Source organism: Lysinibacillus sp. 54212 (assembly GCF_036662795.1).
Lineage (GTDB): Bacteria > Bacillota > Bacilli > Bacillales_A > Planococcaceae > Lysinibacillus_B.
The window spans coordinates 103,717-119,437 of the sequence record NZ_JBAFWZ010000002.1 but is presented as its reverse complement, the minus strand read 5'-3'; the positions used below and the strand labels follow the sequence as shown (position 1 = coordinate 119,437).

The 15,721-nt window shown below is 40.0% G+C and carries 20 protein-coding genes; 6 read left to right on the top strand and 14 right to left on the bottom strand.

The genetic code is table 11. The features are described 5' to 3' along the window. The 3 genes from yhbH to V4T18_RS02365 form a co-directional block, all read right to left on the bottom strand. Positions 1-1,164 carry a sporulation protein YhbH gene (gene yhbH / locus V4T18_RS02375; protein WP_332646134.1) on the bottom strand — a complete coding sequence of 388 codons (1,164 nt, stop codon included), beginning with the start codon at positions 1,162-1,164 and terminating at the stop codon, positions 1-3. A gap of 171 nt (positions 1,165-1,335) precedes the next feature. Beyond that, positions 1,336-3,231 carry a PrkA family serine protein kinase gene (locus V4T18_RS02370; protein WP_332646295.1) on the bottom strand — a complete coding sequence of 632 codons (1,896 nt, stop codon included), beginning with the start codon at positions 3,229-3,231 and terminating at the stop codon, positions 1,336-1,338. A gap of 129 nt (positions 3,232-3,360) precedes the next feature. Next, entirely contained in the window at positions 3,361-4,035 is a 675-nt protein-coding gene (locus tag V4T18_RS02365) for a hypothetical protein (protein ID WP_332646132.1), read from the bottom strand. Positions 4,036-4,193: 158 nt separating this feature from the next. Here V4T18_RS02365 and V4T18_RS02360 point away from each other — a divergent pair, with 158 nt between their 5' ends. From V4T18_RS02360 to V4T18_RS02350, 3 genes are read left to right on the top strand one after another with little or no spacing between them, the layout of a single operon-like run. Beyond that, complete coding sequence (locus V4T18_RS02360; RefSeq protein ID WP_332646130.1) at positions 4,194-4,418, top strand: spore coat associated protein CotJA; 225 nt, start codon at positions 4,194-4,196, stop codon at positions 4,416-4,418. Continuing rightward, positions 4,411-4,674: a spore coat protein CotJB gene (locus V4T18_RS02355; protein WP_332646292.1), complete on the top strand. Its 264-nt coding sequence runs from the start codon at positions 4,411-4,413 to the stop codon at positions 4,672-4,674. The genes V4T18_RS02360 and V4T18_RS02355 overlap by 8 nt, the downstream gene beginning before the upstream one ends. Before the next feature lie 28 nt (positions 4,675-4,702). Next, positions 4,703-5,272, top strand: coding sequence for a manganese catalase family protein (locus tag V4T18_RS02350; RefSeq protein ID WP_332646128.1), 570 nt, complete (start codon positions 4,703-4,705; stop codon positions 5,270-5,272). A 3-nt stretch (positions 5,273-5,275) separates the two neighbouring features. On the opposite strand, the gene V4T18_RS02345 is transcribed toward V4T18_RS02350, so the two are convergent. From V4T18_RS02345 to V4T18_RS02325, 5 genes are all read right to left on the bottom strand, one after another. Then, positions 5,276-5,482, bottom strand: coding sequence for a hypothetical protein (locus V4T18_RS02345; protein WP_332646125.1), 207 nt, complete (start codon positions 5,480-5,482; stop codon positions 5,276-5,278). A 34-nt stretch (positions 5,483-5,516) separates the two neighbouring features. Further along, positions 5,517-5,651 carry a hypothetical protein gene (locus V4T18_RS02340; protein WP_332646123.1) on the bottom strand — a complete coding sequence of 45 codons (135 nt, stop codon included), beginning with the start codon at positions 5,649-5,651 and terminating at the stop codon, positions 5,517-5,519. Continuing rightward, positions 5,641-5,865, bottom strand: coding sequence for a hypothetical protein (locus V4T18_RS02335; protein ID WP_332646122.1), 225 nt, complete (start codon positions 5,863-5,865; stop codon positions 5,641-5,643). Before V4T18_RS02335 ends, V4T18_RS02340 begins: the two co-directional genes overlap by 11 nt. A gap of 109 nt (positions 5,866-5,974) precedes the next feature. Then, entirely contained in the window at positions 5,975-6,679 is a 705-nt protein-coding gene (locus tag V4T18_RS02330) for a DUF421 domain-containing protein (RefSeq protein ID WP_332646120.1), read from the bottom strand. A gap of 236 nt (positions 6,680-6,915) precedes the next feature. Continuing rightward, positions 6,916-7,410 (bottom strand): DUF1456 family protein, encoded by a 495-nt coding sequence (locus V4T18_RS02325; protein WP_332646118.1) that lies wholly within the window; start codon positions 7,408-7,410, stop codon positions 6,916-6,918. 173 nt (positions 7,411-7,583) lie between these two features. Between V4T18_RS02325 and V4T18_RS02320 the strand changes: the two genes are divergently transcribed. Continuing rightward, entirely contained in the window at positions 7,584-7,733 is a 150-nt protein-coding gene (locus tag V4T18_RS02320) for a hypothetical protein (RefSeq protein WP_332646116.1), read from the top strand. 111 nt (positions 7,734-7,844) lie between these two features. Further along, positions 7,845-8,048 carry a zinc ribbon domain-containing protein gene (locus V4T18_RS02315; protein ID WP_332646114.1) on the top strand — a complete coding sequence of 68 codons (204 nt, stop codon included), beginning with the start codon at positions 7,845-7,847 and terminating at the stop codon, positions 8,046-8,048. 55 nt (positions 8,049-8,103) lie between these two features. Here V4T18_RS02315 and V4T18_RS02310 read toward each other — a convergent pair whose 3' ends face one another. After that, positions 8,104-9,396, bottom strand: a complete 1,293-nt coding sequence (locus V4T18_RS02310; protein WP_442916888.1) for an MFS transporter — start codon at positions 9,394-9,396, stop codon at positions 8,104-8,106. A 42-nt stretch (positions 9,397-9,438) separates the two neighbouring features. Beyond that, entirely contained in the window at positions 9,439-9,873 is a 435-nt protein-coding gene (locus tag V4T18_RS02305; RefSeq protein ID WP_332646113.1) for a DUF6526 family protein, read from the bottom strand. A 230-nt stretch (positions 9,874-10,103) separates the two neighbouring features. Between V4T18_RS02305 and V4T18_RS02300 the strand changes: the two genes are divergently transcribed. Beyond that, on the top strand, positions 10,104-11,711 hold the full coding sequence (locus tag V4T18_RS02300) for a multicopper oxidase family protein (protein WP_442916887.1): 1,608 nt from the start codon (positions 10,104-10,106) through the stop codon (positions 11,709-11,711). Positions 11,712-11,881: 170 nt separating this feature from the next. On the opposite strand, the gene V4T18_RS02295 is transcribed toward V4T18_RS02300, so the two are convergent. Genes V4T18_RS02295 through V4T18_RS02280 form a run of 4 tightly spaced genes read right to left on the bottom strand, consistent with a single transcriptional unit; the run spans position 11,882 to position 15,720 of the window. Continuing rightward, positions 11,882-12,838, bottom strand: a complete 957-nt coding sequence (locus V4T18_RS02295) for a C-terminal binding protein (protein WP_332646109.1) — start codon at positions 12,836-12,838, stop codon at positions 11,882-11,884. A 12-nt stretch (positions 12,839-12,850) separates the two neighbouring features. After that, on the bottom strand, positions 12,851-14,125 hold the full coding sequence (locus V4T18_RS02290; RefSeq protein WP_332646107.1) for a TRAP transporter large permease: 1,275 nt from the start codon (positions 14,123-14,125) through the stop codon (positions 12,851-12,853). Further along, the gene (locus tag V4T18_RS02285; RefSeq protein ID WP_332646105.1) at positions 14,122-14,622 is read right to left on the bottom strand and encodes a TRAP transporter small permease; all 501 of its coding nucleotides are present in this window, start codon (positions 14,620-14,622) and stop codon (positions 14,122-14,124) included. Before V4T18_RS02285 ends, V4T18_RS02290 begins: the two co-directional genes overlap by 4 nt. 54 nt (positions 14,623-14,676) lie before the next feature. After that, entirely contained in the window at positions 14,677-15,720 is a 1,044-nt protein-coding gene (locus V4T18_RS02280) for a DctP family TRAP transporter solute-binding subunit (protein WP_332646103.1), read from the bottom strand. Position 15,721: the final 1 nt, after the last annotated feature.

Genomic DNA, 15,721 nt, shown 5'->3' with positions numbered 1-15,721 from the left:
CTAAACTGTCGTCACTTGCTTTTGGAAGAAACTTTTTAATGCTTCATAGACATCCTTTTTTTGCTTTAAAATATAATGACGGAATTTTGGATTTTTAATATTTTTGTACGTGTTCATTAATGGCGAATACCGGTTATACACATTCACCTCTCCATATCCAAACATGCTCGATACTTCCATTAGCTCCCGCACTAATTTCAAGCATTTTTCATTGTCTGTTGACATATTTTCGCCATCGGAAAAATGAACAGGATAAATATTATAGCGAGATGGACTATACTTCTCCTTAATTAAATCTAGCGCCTTTACATAAGCAGATGAGCATATCGTCCCTCCACTTTCTCCCCTCGTAAAAAATTCCTCCTCAGTAACCACTTTCGCTTCCGTATGATGAGCAATAAATTCGATTTCTACTGTTTCATATTTTGAACGTAGGAACCGTGTCATCCAGAAGAAGAACGTTCTCGCACAATACTTTTCAAATTTCCCCATCGACCCACTTGTATCCATCATGGCAAGCACTACTGCCTTCGATTCTGGCTTCACAACTTCATTCCATGTTTTAAATCGTAGATCATCATTGTGAATTGGTGAAATACCAGCTCTACCTTCCATCGCATTACGTTTTATCGCTGTTAATATCGTGCGTTTTTTATCGATATTACCCATTAGTCCTTTTTTCCGAACATCATTGAATTCAATGTTATCTATTATAATATTTTCCTGTTCTTTTTCCTGTAAGTTCGGTAGCTCTAACTCATTGAAAAGAACGGCTTGCAGCTCATCTATACTGACCTCTGCTTCGTAATAATCCTCTCCAGGGGAATCTCCAGCTTCCTTACCCTGCCCTTGCCCCTTCGCTTTTTCACCAGGCCCTTTTGCCACCACATCTCCGACTTTACTATCGCCTTTACCCTGCCCAACATGCTTTGATTTATCATAGTTATAGCGGATTTTATATTCATCTAATGAGCGGATTGGTATTTTAATCACTTCACGACCATTTGAAAGAATGATGCTTTCTTCACTTACTAAATCCGGTAAATTATTTTGAATGGCCTCTTTAACCTTCTCCATATGACGTTGCTGATCTTGATAACCTTTACGATGGAGAGACCAGTTTTCCTGAGAGACAACAAAACGACTTTTATGATTTTGACTCATTTTCTTCCTCTCCCATCCTTCTTTTTACAGGATTCGATATATCATTCGTCATTAGTCGAATTCAGTAAAAAGTTATTAATTTATGTACTATATGCGGTTAAGCCTTACATATTGCACTGATTTTTGGAAATTAAAAAGGGAGTATCCCTCGCGACACTCCCTTAAATTGCCCTATCGATTTAATAAACTACCTACATATTGCAATAATTCATTGGCCGATGTCGTATTATAGCCATGCTCATCGACAAGTGTTGCAATGACTTCATTTATCTTTTTCAGCTGCGATTCATCCGGTGTTTTTGAGGATGTTGTGATTTTGACAATATCCTTCAAATCGGCGAAAAGTTTCTTTTGAATCGCTTCTTTTAATCGTTCATGCGAATTGTATTCAAATCGCTTACCTTTTCGTGCAAAAGCAGATAGACGAATTAAAATTTCCTCACGAAATGCCTTTTTCGCATTTTCAGAAATACCAATTTGCTCTTCGATGGAGCGCATTAATTTTTCATCCGGGTTCATTTCTTCGCCTGTTAACGGATCACGCAGCTTATTTTTATTACAAAATGCCTCAACATTATCGAGATAGTTATTCATTAATGTTTTTGCTGATTCCTCATAAGAATAGACGAATGCCTTTTGAACTTCATTTTTCGCAATTTCATCATATTCTCTTCGTGCAACAGCAATATAATTCATATACTTTTCGCGGTCTTCCTGTGAAATTGAGGCATGCTGGTCAAGTCCATCCTTTAGAGCACGTAATACATCTAAGGCGTTAATTGATGGAACTTCCTTGCGAATAATGGCTGAAGAGATGCGATTAATGATATAACGCGGGTCAATTCCGTTCATACCTTCATTTGGGTATTCCTTCTTTAAATCCGCCACATCAACTAAGTTATAGCCCTCCACACTTTCACCGTCGTATAGGCGCATTTTTTTGACAAGATCGACACCCTGCTTTTTCGGTATTTCAAGCCTTGTTAGCACAGAAAATATTGCCGCTACCTTTAATGCATGTGGGGCAATATGCACGTGTGACATATCGCTTTCTCGTATCATTTTCTCGTAAATATGCTCCTCCTCACTAACCTTTAAGTTGTAAGGAATCGGCATAACAATAATCCTTGAGTGTAGTGCCTCGTTCTTTTTATTCGAAATAAACGACCGATATTCAGTTTCGTTCGTGTGAGCCACGATCAGCTCATCCGCGCTAATTAATGCAAAGCGTCCAGCCTTGAAATTTCCTTCTTGGGTTAATGATAGTAAATGCCATAGGAACTTTTCATCAAGCTTGAGCATTTCTTGGAATTCCATCATCCCTCGATTTGCCTTATTTAATTCGCCATCAAATCGGTATGCTCGTGGATCCGATTCAGAACCATACTCTGCAATCGTTGAAAAATCAATACTACCTGTTAAATCTGCAATATCCTGTGATTTTGGATCGGAAGGTGTAAACGTACCAATTCCAACACGTTTATCCTCGGAGAAGAAAATACGCTCGACAAGTACATCCTCTATGCGCCCACCATATTCCTGTTCAAGCCGCATCGTATTTAATGGAGATAAGCTCCCTTCAATTCGTACCCCATATTCATCATAAAAATCTTCACGTAAATGATGTGGTATGAGATGAAGTGGATCCTCATGCATTGGACAGCCTTTAATCGCGTAAACCGCACCCTCATCGGTCCGAGAATACTTTTCGAGTCCTCTTTTTAACAACGTTACAATTGTAGATTTACCACCACTTACAGGCCCCATTAATAATAAAATTCGTTTTCGTACATCCAATCTTCTTGCAGCTGGATGGAAATATTCCTCCACTAACCTTTCAAGCGCTGCTTCAAGTCCAAAAATTTCGTGACCAAAAAATTGATACATTTTCTGCCCATTTCGCTCTTCCACACCTGAGCTTTTAATCATGCTATACACGCGAGAATGGGCTGTTTGAGCAACTTCTGGTCTTTCCTTCACAATTCTTAAATAATCCGCAAACGTACCTACCCACTTCAGTCTGTTCTCTTCTTCTCGGTAACTTTTCACCTTATTTAAAATGTCGATTGTTTTCCCTCCATTCAGGGCGTGGTTTATAACATAGTATGAAGGGAAAAGGATTATGATACGTAATCCGACTACATAAGACGACAATTCCTACAAAAGATTTTATTAATGCAAACGCCCTAAAATCTTCTAGTCCCAATTTCTCACAAGCACTCTTTCCTTTTCATGACGCTTTATAATCACACTGATCATTTGATGCCATTGCTCGCATAGCTTTAATACATCCTTATAATCTTCATTCTCCTTGGACATAGGTTTACTGTTTTCCATAAATACAAATTCAACAACTGGCTTTGAAAAATCATCAACAACCATCTTTATACTGAGCTGTGTAACGGTGTCCTGTTCATCACCATCTTTTGCTTTATCCTCTTTCCCTTTTAGCAATGAGCCACTAAGACCACCATTTTTAGTAATATGAGATAAAACCCTTTTGTCCTCAACTATAGCCACCTCGATAATTTGGTTAAAACTATATTGTTTCAGCTTCATTTCTTCGTCCAATTCTTCTTTACTGGCAATATACAGCAGATTCGTTTCCTCGTTAATTAGTAAGGCTGATAAATAGTCATCCGTTAATATGTAGTGCGTGTGTGGAATGGCTTTATACGCGGCCTCACTGTTACGTTTTTTTTCCTGAATAGCTTTTTGGGATTTTAACTTTTGGCGTGAATACCCTTGGAACCCCCAAATAAAAATACCAATTGCAAAAAGCAAATAAATTGTTCTCCCAGCAGATGCTCCGGCTGCATACGCTAACACGAAATAGACAGCGCTTAATAGAATTAAAAAATAGCTTTGCACTTTCACACCACCTTGTAGATGATCTTTAGAAAAGATTTATTAGTAGAATAGTATTCATCCTATTTGGAGTTAATGCTAGCTAGACTCCAATTATATTTGCATAAAATAAAATCCCCTTCATATAATGCTGTTGATGCACAAAAGGAAAGGAGGATTTTTTGTTTACTCAATATAAATATTGGAAGCCTTACATTAGCCCATTTGATCCATGTGAGCCTATCCGAGTAAAAAGTTTTTCAACTCCCCCTCAGCTTTATATTCCTTTTCAGCCTACTGGACTCTCTCAATTCTCACCAAAGGAAGCCCTAAAGCACGGTACACTTTGGCCTCAATTGTATAGCCCTTATCCGAATCCACAAAAAGGAGGGGACACCACTGACTAATACATTGCCACCTGAATTTTACACCCTTCTTGAAGAAATCCAGGCCATTGATTTTGTTTTAGTAGAGTTAAACCTTTATTTAGATACACACCCAAATGATTTTGAAACAATTAAGCAATTCAATGAAACCGCCCAAAAAAGCATGGAACTAAAAAATGCCTTCGAGCAGCAATTCGGACCACTAATGAATTTTGGACGTAGCTTCTCTAATTATCCTTGGAATTGGAATGATACACCTTGGCCATGGCAAGTGTGATGATCAACTTTAAGGAGGAATGTCGACTTTGTGGTATTACGAAAAAAAGCTTCAGTACCCAGTAAAGGTAAGCGAATGCAATCCAATGTTAGCAAGATATTTAGTCGAACAGTACGGGGGAGCGGATGGCGAATTAGCTGCTGCTCTTAGATATATGAATCAACGATATACTATTCCGGATAAGGTAGTCGGCCTATTAACAGATATTGCAACAGAAGAGCTGTCTCATTTAGAAATGATTGCTACGATGATTTATAAGCTAACAAAGGATGCGACGCCAGAGCAATTAAAGGAAGCCGGCCTCGGTCAGCATTATGTGGAGCATGACTCCGCTTTATTTTACACGAACGCTTCTGGGGTACCATTTACAGCCGCCTACATTCAAGCAAAGGGCGACCCGATTGCAGACCTGTACGAGGACATAGCCGCCGAGGAAAAAGCCCGTGCAACCTATCAATGGATTATTGATATGTCAGATGATGTGGATTTAAATGATAGCTTAAAATTTTTAAGAGAACGCGAAATCGTTCATTCTCTTCGATTTAGAGAGGCTGTGGAGATGCTAAAGGATGATAAAGATACTAGGAAGATTTTTTAATTATTAAATCGAATTTTTATTGATATGCTTGCTTTGTTGATAGTTTGGGGAGGTTTTTTGGTTGGGATGCTCTTTTGTTCGGATGGACGCTGCTTTTGTTCGGATAGCACGTGCTTTTGTGCGGTTAGCACACGCTTTTGTGCGGATGGACGCTGCTTTTGTTCGGATGGACTGCTCTTTTGTTCGGATGGAAACTGCTTTTGTGCGCATAGGCTACTCTTTTGTGCGGATGACCTGCTTTTGTTCAGATAGCACACGCTTTCGTGCGGATAGCACATGCTTTTGTTCGGATAGCACACGCTTTTGTTCGGATAGCTACTCCTTTCGTGCGGATAGCACATGCTTTTGTGCGGATGACCTGCTTTTGTTCAGATAGCACACGCTTTCGTGCGGATAGCACATGCTTTTGTTCGGATGGACGCTGCTTTTGTTCGGATAGCACATGCTTTTGTGCGGATAGCTACTCCTTTCGTGCGGATAGCACACGCTTTTGTTCGGATGGACACTGCTTTTGTTCGGATAGCACACGCTTTCGTGCGGATAGCACATGCTTTTGTTCGGATAGCTACTCCTTTCGTGCGGATAGCACACACTTTTGTTCAAATAACCCTCTCGTTTCACTTTGTAAAGTACGAACACGTGCCCACATAAGACTATAATTTTACCAGCTTATGGGCACGTGCAGTCAATTTGAGTGGTTTCTCAATATTTATCAGATGATGGAGGTGAATCTTCAAGCCGTTGTACAAAAAGTCCGTCTCCCTTTAACCATTCTGCGATAAAAATCCCTTCATAACTAACGATCCCTTTTTGTTTGAGCTGCTTTATTAGCCATTGCTCATTAAATCCTAAGTCTTTGATTTCATCCCATAAAACCTTACCATCTCGAATAATCGTCACTGGTACATATACTGGCTTATTCCCTAGATTAAAATCTTCCTGCGTTGTTTTTTGGTATTGTGATTTTTTCAAAATACTAATGGCACCATTCGGCTCTAAATAGCAATAGGCAACCTCTCTGACGGAAAACGTCTCACTCTGCCTTAATAAGCTTTGTAGTTGATTTATATTCATTCGGTTCTTCTTTAAAGCCTCCCGATCAATCACACCATCCTTTATTAGTGCAGAAGGTTTCCCCTCAAATAGTCCCCGAACGGGTAAAAATTTTTGTCCAAGATATTCTACAGAAAAAAGTAACACCCCCCACAGAATCATGGCGTAAATTATATATACTATATGAACCTTTTCATTATACAAGCCGTTACCAAGTAGCTCTCCTAACACAATTCCAGCTATAAATGTAAAGGGACTTATTTGATTGATAATCTTTCTCCCAACAAACTTAACAATCAAAAAGAGTAGAAAAAATCCAATGACTAATTCAATCGTTAGATGTAAAATATTCATTCCTTCCCTCCATGTTATTCTTCTATATTTATCACCAACCTTCCAGCAATTTAATACTAAGAAAATATAAAGTGCCTGTTTAGCCCCGACAGTTGCTTGCAGACCTGAATCGAAAGCAGCTTTCCTGTTTACGACTGAGTGGCTGGGCGATGGAGCTAGACACTGCCCGAACGGCACAGCCTTTTACTTTCTACAAAAAAACACGAGCGAAGAACCACTCGTGCTTTATATGTGAACTATCCTCTATATTTAAATGTTAAGCCTTTCAGGAAATTTCGTGCGAAGCGGTCGCCACATTCCTTGTAGTTTTTATGGCTTGGGTTTCGTAAAATCGCTCCAAGCTCGCCCTTCGAGACGGACACACCGCCTTCATATAATAGATCTAGCATATCCTCACTTGTTAATGCTAATGCAATTTTCACTTTCTTTAACAGCATATTGTTTGGACTTTCTTTTCCTGTTACAGGCATTGGTCCAGCCGTTTCACCATCTTTTGATTTTTGTGGTCCTCGTTTATACGTAATAAAACCATTTAAAAATGCCTCTAACATTTTATTATTAACCTTTTTGAAGTTCTCTGGTTCCTCCTCGTCCTCTTTTACCTTGATAAGCATGTCCATCACTTCTTCTTTTGTAAAATCCATACCACCAAGCTTAAAAATTTCTACCATATCTACATTTTTTATATCAAATGCATATCGTAATCGAATTAAAATATCGTTGTTTGTCATACATGAACCTCCTGAATTATTCAACATCATAAATGTGTGTCCTGCTTGTCCCATACAGTGTACCACGGGTTTCCTATGTAAATCATTAATAATGCTGATAGTTGAACAACTTCGACAGTTTATGAATTTCATTACTTTATTTAGCTCACAATAACAAATGGAGGTGAAAGAATATGGCGAAGAAAGGGAAAACAAGCTTTAAAAAAGATAAGAAAGAAAAGAAGAAAAAGAATCCCACAACAAATACTGTGGAAATTGCATTAGAAGCTACCTTTGCAGAACAGAAAAATACAACCCAACAAAAACAGCAAAACAAGCAGTAGACTCATGGAGGTGATGGGGTAATAATTGCCCCATCCTTTTATTACCGTTCAGCCCTTTGAAACTATTTTCCAATCCTTTCGTACATATAGTTACAAAGGGGGCCAAATAGGATGAATGATAAAGGTTGTTTAAAATGTGGAAGTCGAGATGCAGCACAAAAAGAGGTGGCAATGACAGGTACGGGCTTATCCAAAATGTTCGATATTCAGCACAATCAATTTATTGTCGTGTATTGCCAGAATTGTGGCTATTCTGAGTTTTATAACAAGAAATCTTCAGCAGGCTCGAACATATTAGATTTATTCTTTGGTTAATATTTCTCGTTAAAAAGAGGCAATCCAATACGGGAGTGGATTACCTCTTTCTCTATTACGCTATCATATTTTTCTTTTGCTTCATTCGAGCCCATAGAACGACTGGCACTAGAAGTAGGGCTAAATAAGTACCTATAAATCCTAGGTAGGCATAGCTTGAATAGGCTACTATGACGCCTGATAATAAGCTACCTGCTGAGCCACCAAGTGCAACCCAAACATCCACAGAGCCTTGCGTTTTAGCCCTTGTATGGATTGTCGTTGAGTCTATAATAATCGCTGTGCCACTAATCAAGCCGAAATTCCAGCCAAGTCCTAACAGCATAAGAGCAATTGTTAGCCAGAACAATGAATCGCCTGGTGCAAATGCTGCTAATAAGCCGGCAAGTGCTAACGTAACGCCTGAAGCGATTACGACGAATGTGCGACCCATCTTATCAACAAGTAAACCTGTTCCAAGAGAAGGTAGGTACATCGCTGCTACATGTAAGCCAATGACCATTCCAATTGCACTCATGCTACTTCCATGACCTTGCATATGAATAGGTGTCATTGTCATGATGGCAACCATAATCACATGAGAAAGTACTAGTACGAGAGCTCCTACAAAAATACCAATCTTGTTCAGTTTATTTTGCTCAGCAAACACTGTCTTCGATGTTTGCTGCTGAATCTTTTGTTGCCTATCTGCAATCGCCTTGGCCACTAGTAATGGATCTGGACGCAGGTAAAAGAACAATGTAAGACCTGCCAATATATAAGCTACCGCCGCTAGCATAAACGGGCCTGTTAATGCTGGCATATTGATAGCAGTCGCCACTTTCCCCATTGGCGTAACTAGATTTGGACCTGCAACTGCACCAAGGGTTGTAGCAACCATTGCAATACTTGTCGCCGTTGCACGCTGCTTTTCACTCGCCAAATCCGTCCCTGCATAGCGGGCTTGTAAATTGGTTGAAGTACCTGCTCCATAAATAAATAACGCAATAAATAATAGCGCGATGCTATTTATATTAGCAGCAAGGATAACACCTAATGCACCGATCCCACCAGCAATAAAGCCAAATGATAAACCGTATCTTCTTCCAAAGCGTTGTGACACCCGGCCTACAATAAATGCAGCTAGAGCCGAACCTAATGTAAATAGAGCAGAGGGTAAGCCGGCAACACTTTCTGTTCCTAGCATATCCTTCGCTAGTAGGGCACCTACCGTTATCCCTGCTGCAAGCCCTGCTCCACCAAACATTTGGGACATCAAAACAATGATTAAAGTGCGTTTATATAGCTTTTGCTGTTCCTCGGTTGAGCTTACATATTTATCGAATTCAGCCGAACTGTTTTTCATCATAAAATCGCCCCCTATCTTATACCCGAAAAGGTATTAGAATGGCTATACTCGATGGTGGTCAGCACGCCATGTTTTGATCGCCTGTTTAATTTCATCCGGCGATAAATTTTCTGCTGCTGCTTTCTCTACTAGCCCTACATACTCTTCATCAGATGAGAAGCGTAAAGCGATTAGTTGCTTTGTTGTAATGCTACTATCTATACGTTTATTTGTTAACATATAATATCGCAATTGCTCTTCTGTTCGAATTAAACGGTCTTGTAGAGTTAATGCATAAATACGAGCTAGCATTCCGGGAATAATTGCCAGTATTACTACTCCCAATAATAATAGTAATGATACCGAAAATGTACCATTTATAACACGGTAAATTATGTACACAACCGTTGAGACAAGCATAGTAAAACTTAATGGTAACCATACAAAATGCTGTAATGGCTGATATCGTGTATGGTTTGTTGCTGATTGCCTTTTCATTTCTTCACCTCCATATACCTTTATGGGTATTATATATATTTTGATGTAAAGAAGCGATTATTTTGTTTTGCCCTCTCTATTCTCAGTTTATAGCATCCCGGCTCTTAATATAAGTTCATAACTTTTAGCACTAGGGAAAAATTCTTTCAAACTCCCTACACAATTGTCCATTCTATGTAAAAATCTAAGAATATAATAGCTTCAATAATAAAATGAAAGGTTGTGCACTCTTGAAGCCTAGCGTTAACCCTGCCGATCCTGCGTCTATTCCAAAGTTTGTTGATAAGCTGCCTAAACCCTCTAAGGCTAAACCAACGCCGAACAAGGATTATCCCCATAATTCCTATTATGAAATAGAAATGCACGCAGCATATCATCGTTTTCATCGCTATTTTCCACTTACAAAGGTTTGGGGCTATGACGGGTTAGTTCCCGGCCCTACGATTGAAGCAACAAAGGATAAGTCTACCTATGTAAAATATATTAATAATCTACCAGATAAGCACTTTTTGCCGATAGATCATACATTACACAGTTCTGTAAATTCAAAAGAAGTTCGAACAGTCGTCCATCTCCATGGTGCTCATGTGGATTGGGAAAGTGATGGCCACCCTGAAGCATGGTATACAAAAAATTATGAAATGACAGGACCAAAATTTAGAAGAGAAGTCCATCATTATACTAACCATCAACCAAGTGCTACGCTATGGTACCATGACCATGCCATGTCACTAACACGCTTAAATGTATACTCAGGTCTAGCCGGATTTTATTTGCTAAGAGACTCTCTCGAAAAAAGACTCGAGCTACCTAGTGGCGAGTATGAAATGCCTTTAATGATACAGGATAAATCATTTAATGAGGATGGGTCGATGTTCTATCCCGATTCTCCTCCATTCCCAGTACCAGTGCATCCGTCCATCACACCAGGATTTGTTGGCAATACGATAATGGTCAACGGAAAAGTATGGCCATATATGCGCGTTGAGCCAAGAAAATATCGATTTAGAGTACTTAATGCTTCCAATCGAAGAGGCTACAAATTAGAGCTTTCCAATAATGAATCATTTATACAGATTGGGACAGATGGCGGCTTACTTTCTAATCGTGCAGATGTTACTTCAATCGGTCTACTGCCAGCTGAAAGGGTAGACATTGTTATCGATTTTTCCAAGCATAAAGGGGAGAAGATTACGTTACTAAACACGGATCAAGAGTTTCCAGGGGAGCATACAGGTGTCATCATGCAATTCCTAGTAGATCTTTCGTTAAAAGGCTGTGACAGTCGGGATATACCTGAAGAGCTTCAGCCGGAAATGGAGCTGCACGAGCATCATGCTCATATTTCAAGAAACTTACCATTATCGTTTTCGCAGGATCAATACGGAAGGCCGATGCTCCTATTAAATGATCGGATGTATCATGATCCTGCTACTGAAAAGCCTGCTGTAGACAGTATCGAAACATGGAACTTCATAAACCTTACACCTTTTGTTCATCCAATTCATGTACATCTAGTGCAATTCAAAATTTTGGAGCGAAGACCTTTTGATGTGGAGCTCTATCAAACTGAGGGAGTTCTGAAATTTACCGGGGACCCTGTAGAGCCGAATGACTATGAACGTGGCTGGAAGGACGTCGTAAGAGCAGAGGGCGGCATGGTGACGAAAATCATTATGCACTGGAAGGAGTTCAAGGGCAATTACATTTGGCACTGTCACTTCTTAGAGCATGAGGACCACGACATGATGCGGCCTATAACTGTCATCAAGGACGTTCATCCAGTTCAAATGCCACATGCTAGCGAACCACACGAGCCTGATAGGGAATCTAACTAGGCTTTACAGCAGAGACGATACTAAAACAATCCTTGAAATCAATCCTATCAGGCCGCTCTCAGAATGGGCACGTATGCTTGTAGACAGCATTCAACCCCAATTATATTCGCTAACAATTCACCCATCAAGATAAGGGGGCAGTCTAGTTTAGACTATACCCCTTACTGCTTTTATCGAAGATTTAGTGCGTAAGTTGGAATTTGTCCGCGCGCTTTTTCAATAATATTCATCACTGCTTTTTCTCGAATTTCTCGATACGCATCCTCAGAGTACCATGCTGCATGCGGAGACAAAACGACATTTGGTAAATTTCGAAGTGGATGCTGTACAGGCAGGGGTTCCTCCTCTGTCACATCTAAAAATGCGCCAGCGAGCTGACCAGTCTTTAGAGCTGCAATCATCGCCTGCTCATCAATAATTGGACCTCGAGCCGTATTAATAATATACGGCTTCTTTCCCGCAAGCTCAAACTCTGCCCTTCCAAGTAAATGGCGCGTCGACTGGATAAGTGGCACGTGCACAGAAATGAAATCGCTTTGCTGCATAATTTCTTCAACCGTAGCCTTAATTACGCCATCCCCGCGCATTTGCTCTGCCTCGACAAATGGATCATAGGCAATCACCTGATAACCTATTGCCACAAGTTTTTCTGCTAGCCGCTTCGGAATTTTACCATAGCCTAATAAACCAACAACCGCTTTAGATGCACGGAGAGGCCGTTTAACACTTTTAAAATCCCAGCCTCCATCCATCGTATGAAAATTGTATTCAAATAATCGGCGGGCTCCTGCTAAAATTCCTGCTAGCGCATGGTCAGATACTTCATCTACACAATAATCATTTACATTCGCTACCTGAACTCCAATCTCTGTTGCAGCGTCAACATCAATCATATTCACACCAATCCCGTAGCGAGAAACGAGCTGAAGATTTGGTGCACCTTCCAAAATTTCTCTGTCAATATTTCCATAAAGTACGAGCAATGCATCTGAACTCTTAGCTGCCTCGATGATTTTCTCCTTCTCCTTTGACTGCAACACAATGCATTCAATATTCGCTTCTGCAAACATCTTTTTCTCCAACTCAATATCTTCCCACTCATAATCAACAATTGTCACTTTAAACATTGTCCGTCCCTCCTACATAAATGCTAAAGCAAACCACGGGATGTATGTAATGACAAGCAATACAATCACTAACGCCACGAATCCCGGTATAATAGATTTGCTAATCTGTACGACCTTAATTTCTGAAACGCTTGATGCTACAAATAAGTTTAATCCTAATGGTGGTGTAATGAATCCTAAGCTTAAATTCACAATCATAATTATGCCGAAATGTACAGGGTCAATACCCATCTGTGTGCTAAGCGGCAATAATATTGGCGTCAAAATTATGACAGCCGCAATCGTTTCCATAAACGTCCCCACAATGAGTAAAAGAACATTGACGAGCAACAGGAACACCCACGGATTTTCTGTTAGTGATAGCATCGTCGTCGCAACATTGTTTGGAATTTGCTCTAATGTTAAAATACGTCCGAATACTGCAGCAGCCGCTACAATTACCATAATTGAACCTGTCGATAATGCCGAATCATAAAATAAGGCAATCGTATCCCTCCAATTGAGCTCACGATATATAAAGAAGCTGAGCACTAAGCCATACACAACAGCAATTACAGCAGCTTCTGTTGGTGTGAAAATCCCACCGTAAATTCCACCTAATATAACGATTGGCATCAAAAGTGCGCCCTTCCCGCGATTAATATGATGTAGACGACCCTTCCACGTAACGCGAGGATCTGGTGTATATTTTTCCTTTTCGGCATGGATATACACCCATATCATTAAAGCACCACCCATTATAAATCCTGGTATTATTCCAGCTTTAAAAAGCTCACCAATAGATGTTCCAGAGGAGACTCCATAAATCACGAGTGGAATACTTGGCGGAATCACGATACCAATCGTTCCCGAGGCTGCGATTAATGCTGTCGCAAAGGTTTTCTTATATCCGCGCTTCACCATTTCCGGAATCATAATCGAGCCAATTGCGGCAACCGTAGCAGGACCAGAACCTGAAATGGCTGAGAAGAACATCGCCGTTAATACCGCAGCAATCGCAAAGCCTCCACGATAATGTCCAACAAAGGAGTTGGCAATGTTTAACAACCTCTCCGAAACGCCACCTCTTCCCATCAGCACTCCCGCCAAAATAAAGAATGGAATTGCCATAAGAGGGAAAGAGTCATTTGAGGTTACTAGCACCTGCGTTAAAATACTAAATGGAATTTCTACATCTGTTAAAATAATCGTTCCAAGGCTCGCTAATAGTAGCGCAAAGCCGACGGGAATTGATAAAAGTAAAAACACGATTAACAATCCAAATAATACAATTGTTGGTGAAATCATACGATATCCACCCCACTTTTCTGCGATGGGTCCTTAACATAAAGCAAAATCGACACATGTATTAATCGTAGGAAGGCGAGTAAAAAACCGACTGGTAACGATAAATACACCATCCACATCGGAATTTGTAGAGTCGAGGATTTTTGAGAAAATTGCTGTAAAGATTCGACTAAATCCCAGCCCTGAATAAATAAAAATAAGGATAAAACCATTAAAATAATATAACTAAGTTGTAAAATAACTTTTTGAAGAGTACGAGGTAATGCATCGAGTAATACATCAATGCTAATATGCTTTTTATCCACGAAGGCAATGCCAATGGATAAAAAGATGAGCCAAATAAACAAATAGCGCGATGCTTCCTCTGTCCATCCAAGTGAATCACTCAAGACATATCTTGTAAATACTTGAACAAAAATTAACACTACCATAATTGCCATCATAAGCGTAATCAGTGCGCGCTCTATATTGTTTAACAGTTTGAGTGCCTGCTTCATCCTGTCATCCCCTTTTTAAGAAAGCGGTAGCCAACGATTGACTACCGCAAAAGATTACTTTATTGCTTCCATTAATTTCTCGTAAATCTCTTCGCCCGCTAATTTACTGATTTCTGGATAAACAACCTTCATTGCTTCCTGGAATCGTGCTTTTTCATCTACTGAAAGCTCGTAATATTTCATACCGCCATCTTCTAAAAGCTTTAACGATTTTGCTTCATCGTCCGCAGATAATTGGCGATTTACTTCCTTCGTTTCATTAACTGCCTCTTCTACCACTTTTTGTAAATCGGCTGGTAGGGAGTCAAAGAACTCCTTGTTCATTAATACTGGCCATGGTGAGTAGAGGTGACCAGATAATGTTAAGTATTTTTGAACCTCTTGAAATTTTTGAGCATACATTAGTGCAAGCGGAGACTCTGCCCCGTCTACTGTCCCCTGCTGTAAAGCAGAATATAATTCTGTAAACGCGATTGGTGTAGCATTTGCCCCTGTTGCATTCCACATGCTAATTTGCTGCTGGCTTTCTAATGTACGAAATTTCAAGCCTTTCATATCCTCTAGCTTTTTCACTGGCTTTTTGTCATTCATAATGTGACGGAAGCCGTTTTCCCAATAACCTAACCCTTTAATACCAACAGATTCTAAATCCGTTAATACTTGCTGACCAACATCTCCATCTAACACAGCATGTGCCATGCTTGCATCCTTAAATAGGAATGGCAAATCCCATAAGAACATACTTGGAGAGAAGGCTGTTACAACGGAGCTCGAAGGAGCAGCCATCGTTAAGTTGCCAATTTGAAGCGCTTCAATCATTTCGCGCTCTCCACCAACTTGACCGTTTGGATAAATCTCTACTTTAATTTGACCGTCTGATTTTTCCTCCACAAGTTCTTTAAACTTTTCAAATGTCGCTTGTGCAAAATGCTCTTCAGATGCAGCGTGACCTGCTTTAATCACATAAGTCTTCTTATCGTCATCTGTACCTTTATCTTTTTCAGAGGCATCACCCTCATCTGAATTTCCACATGCCGCTAAAAGTAGCACCAGCATCATTGCTCCGATTAAAGTACCCCATTTCTTCCCTTTGATCATG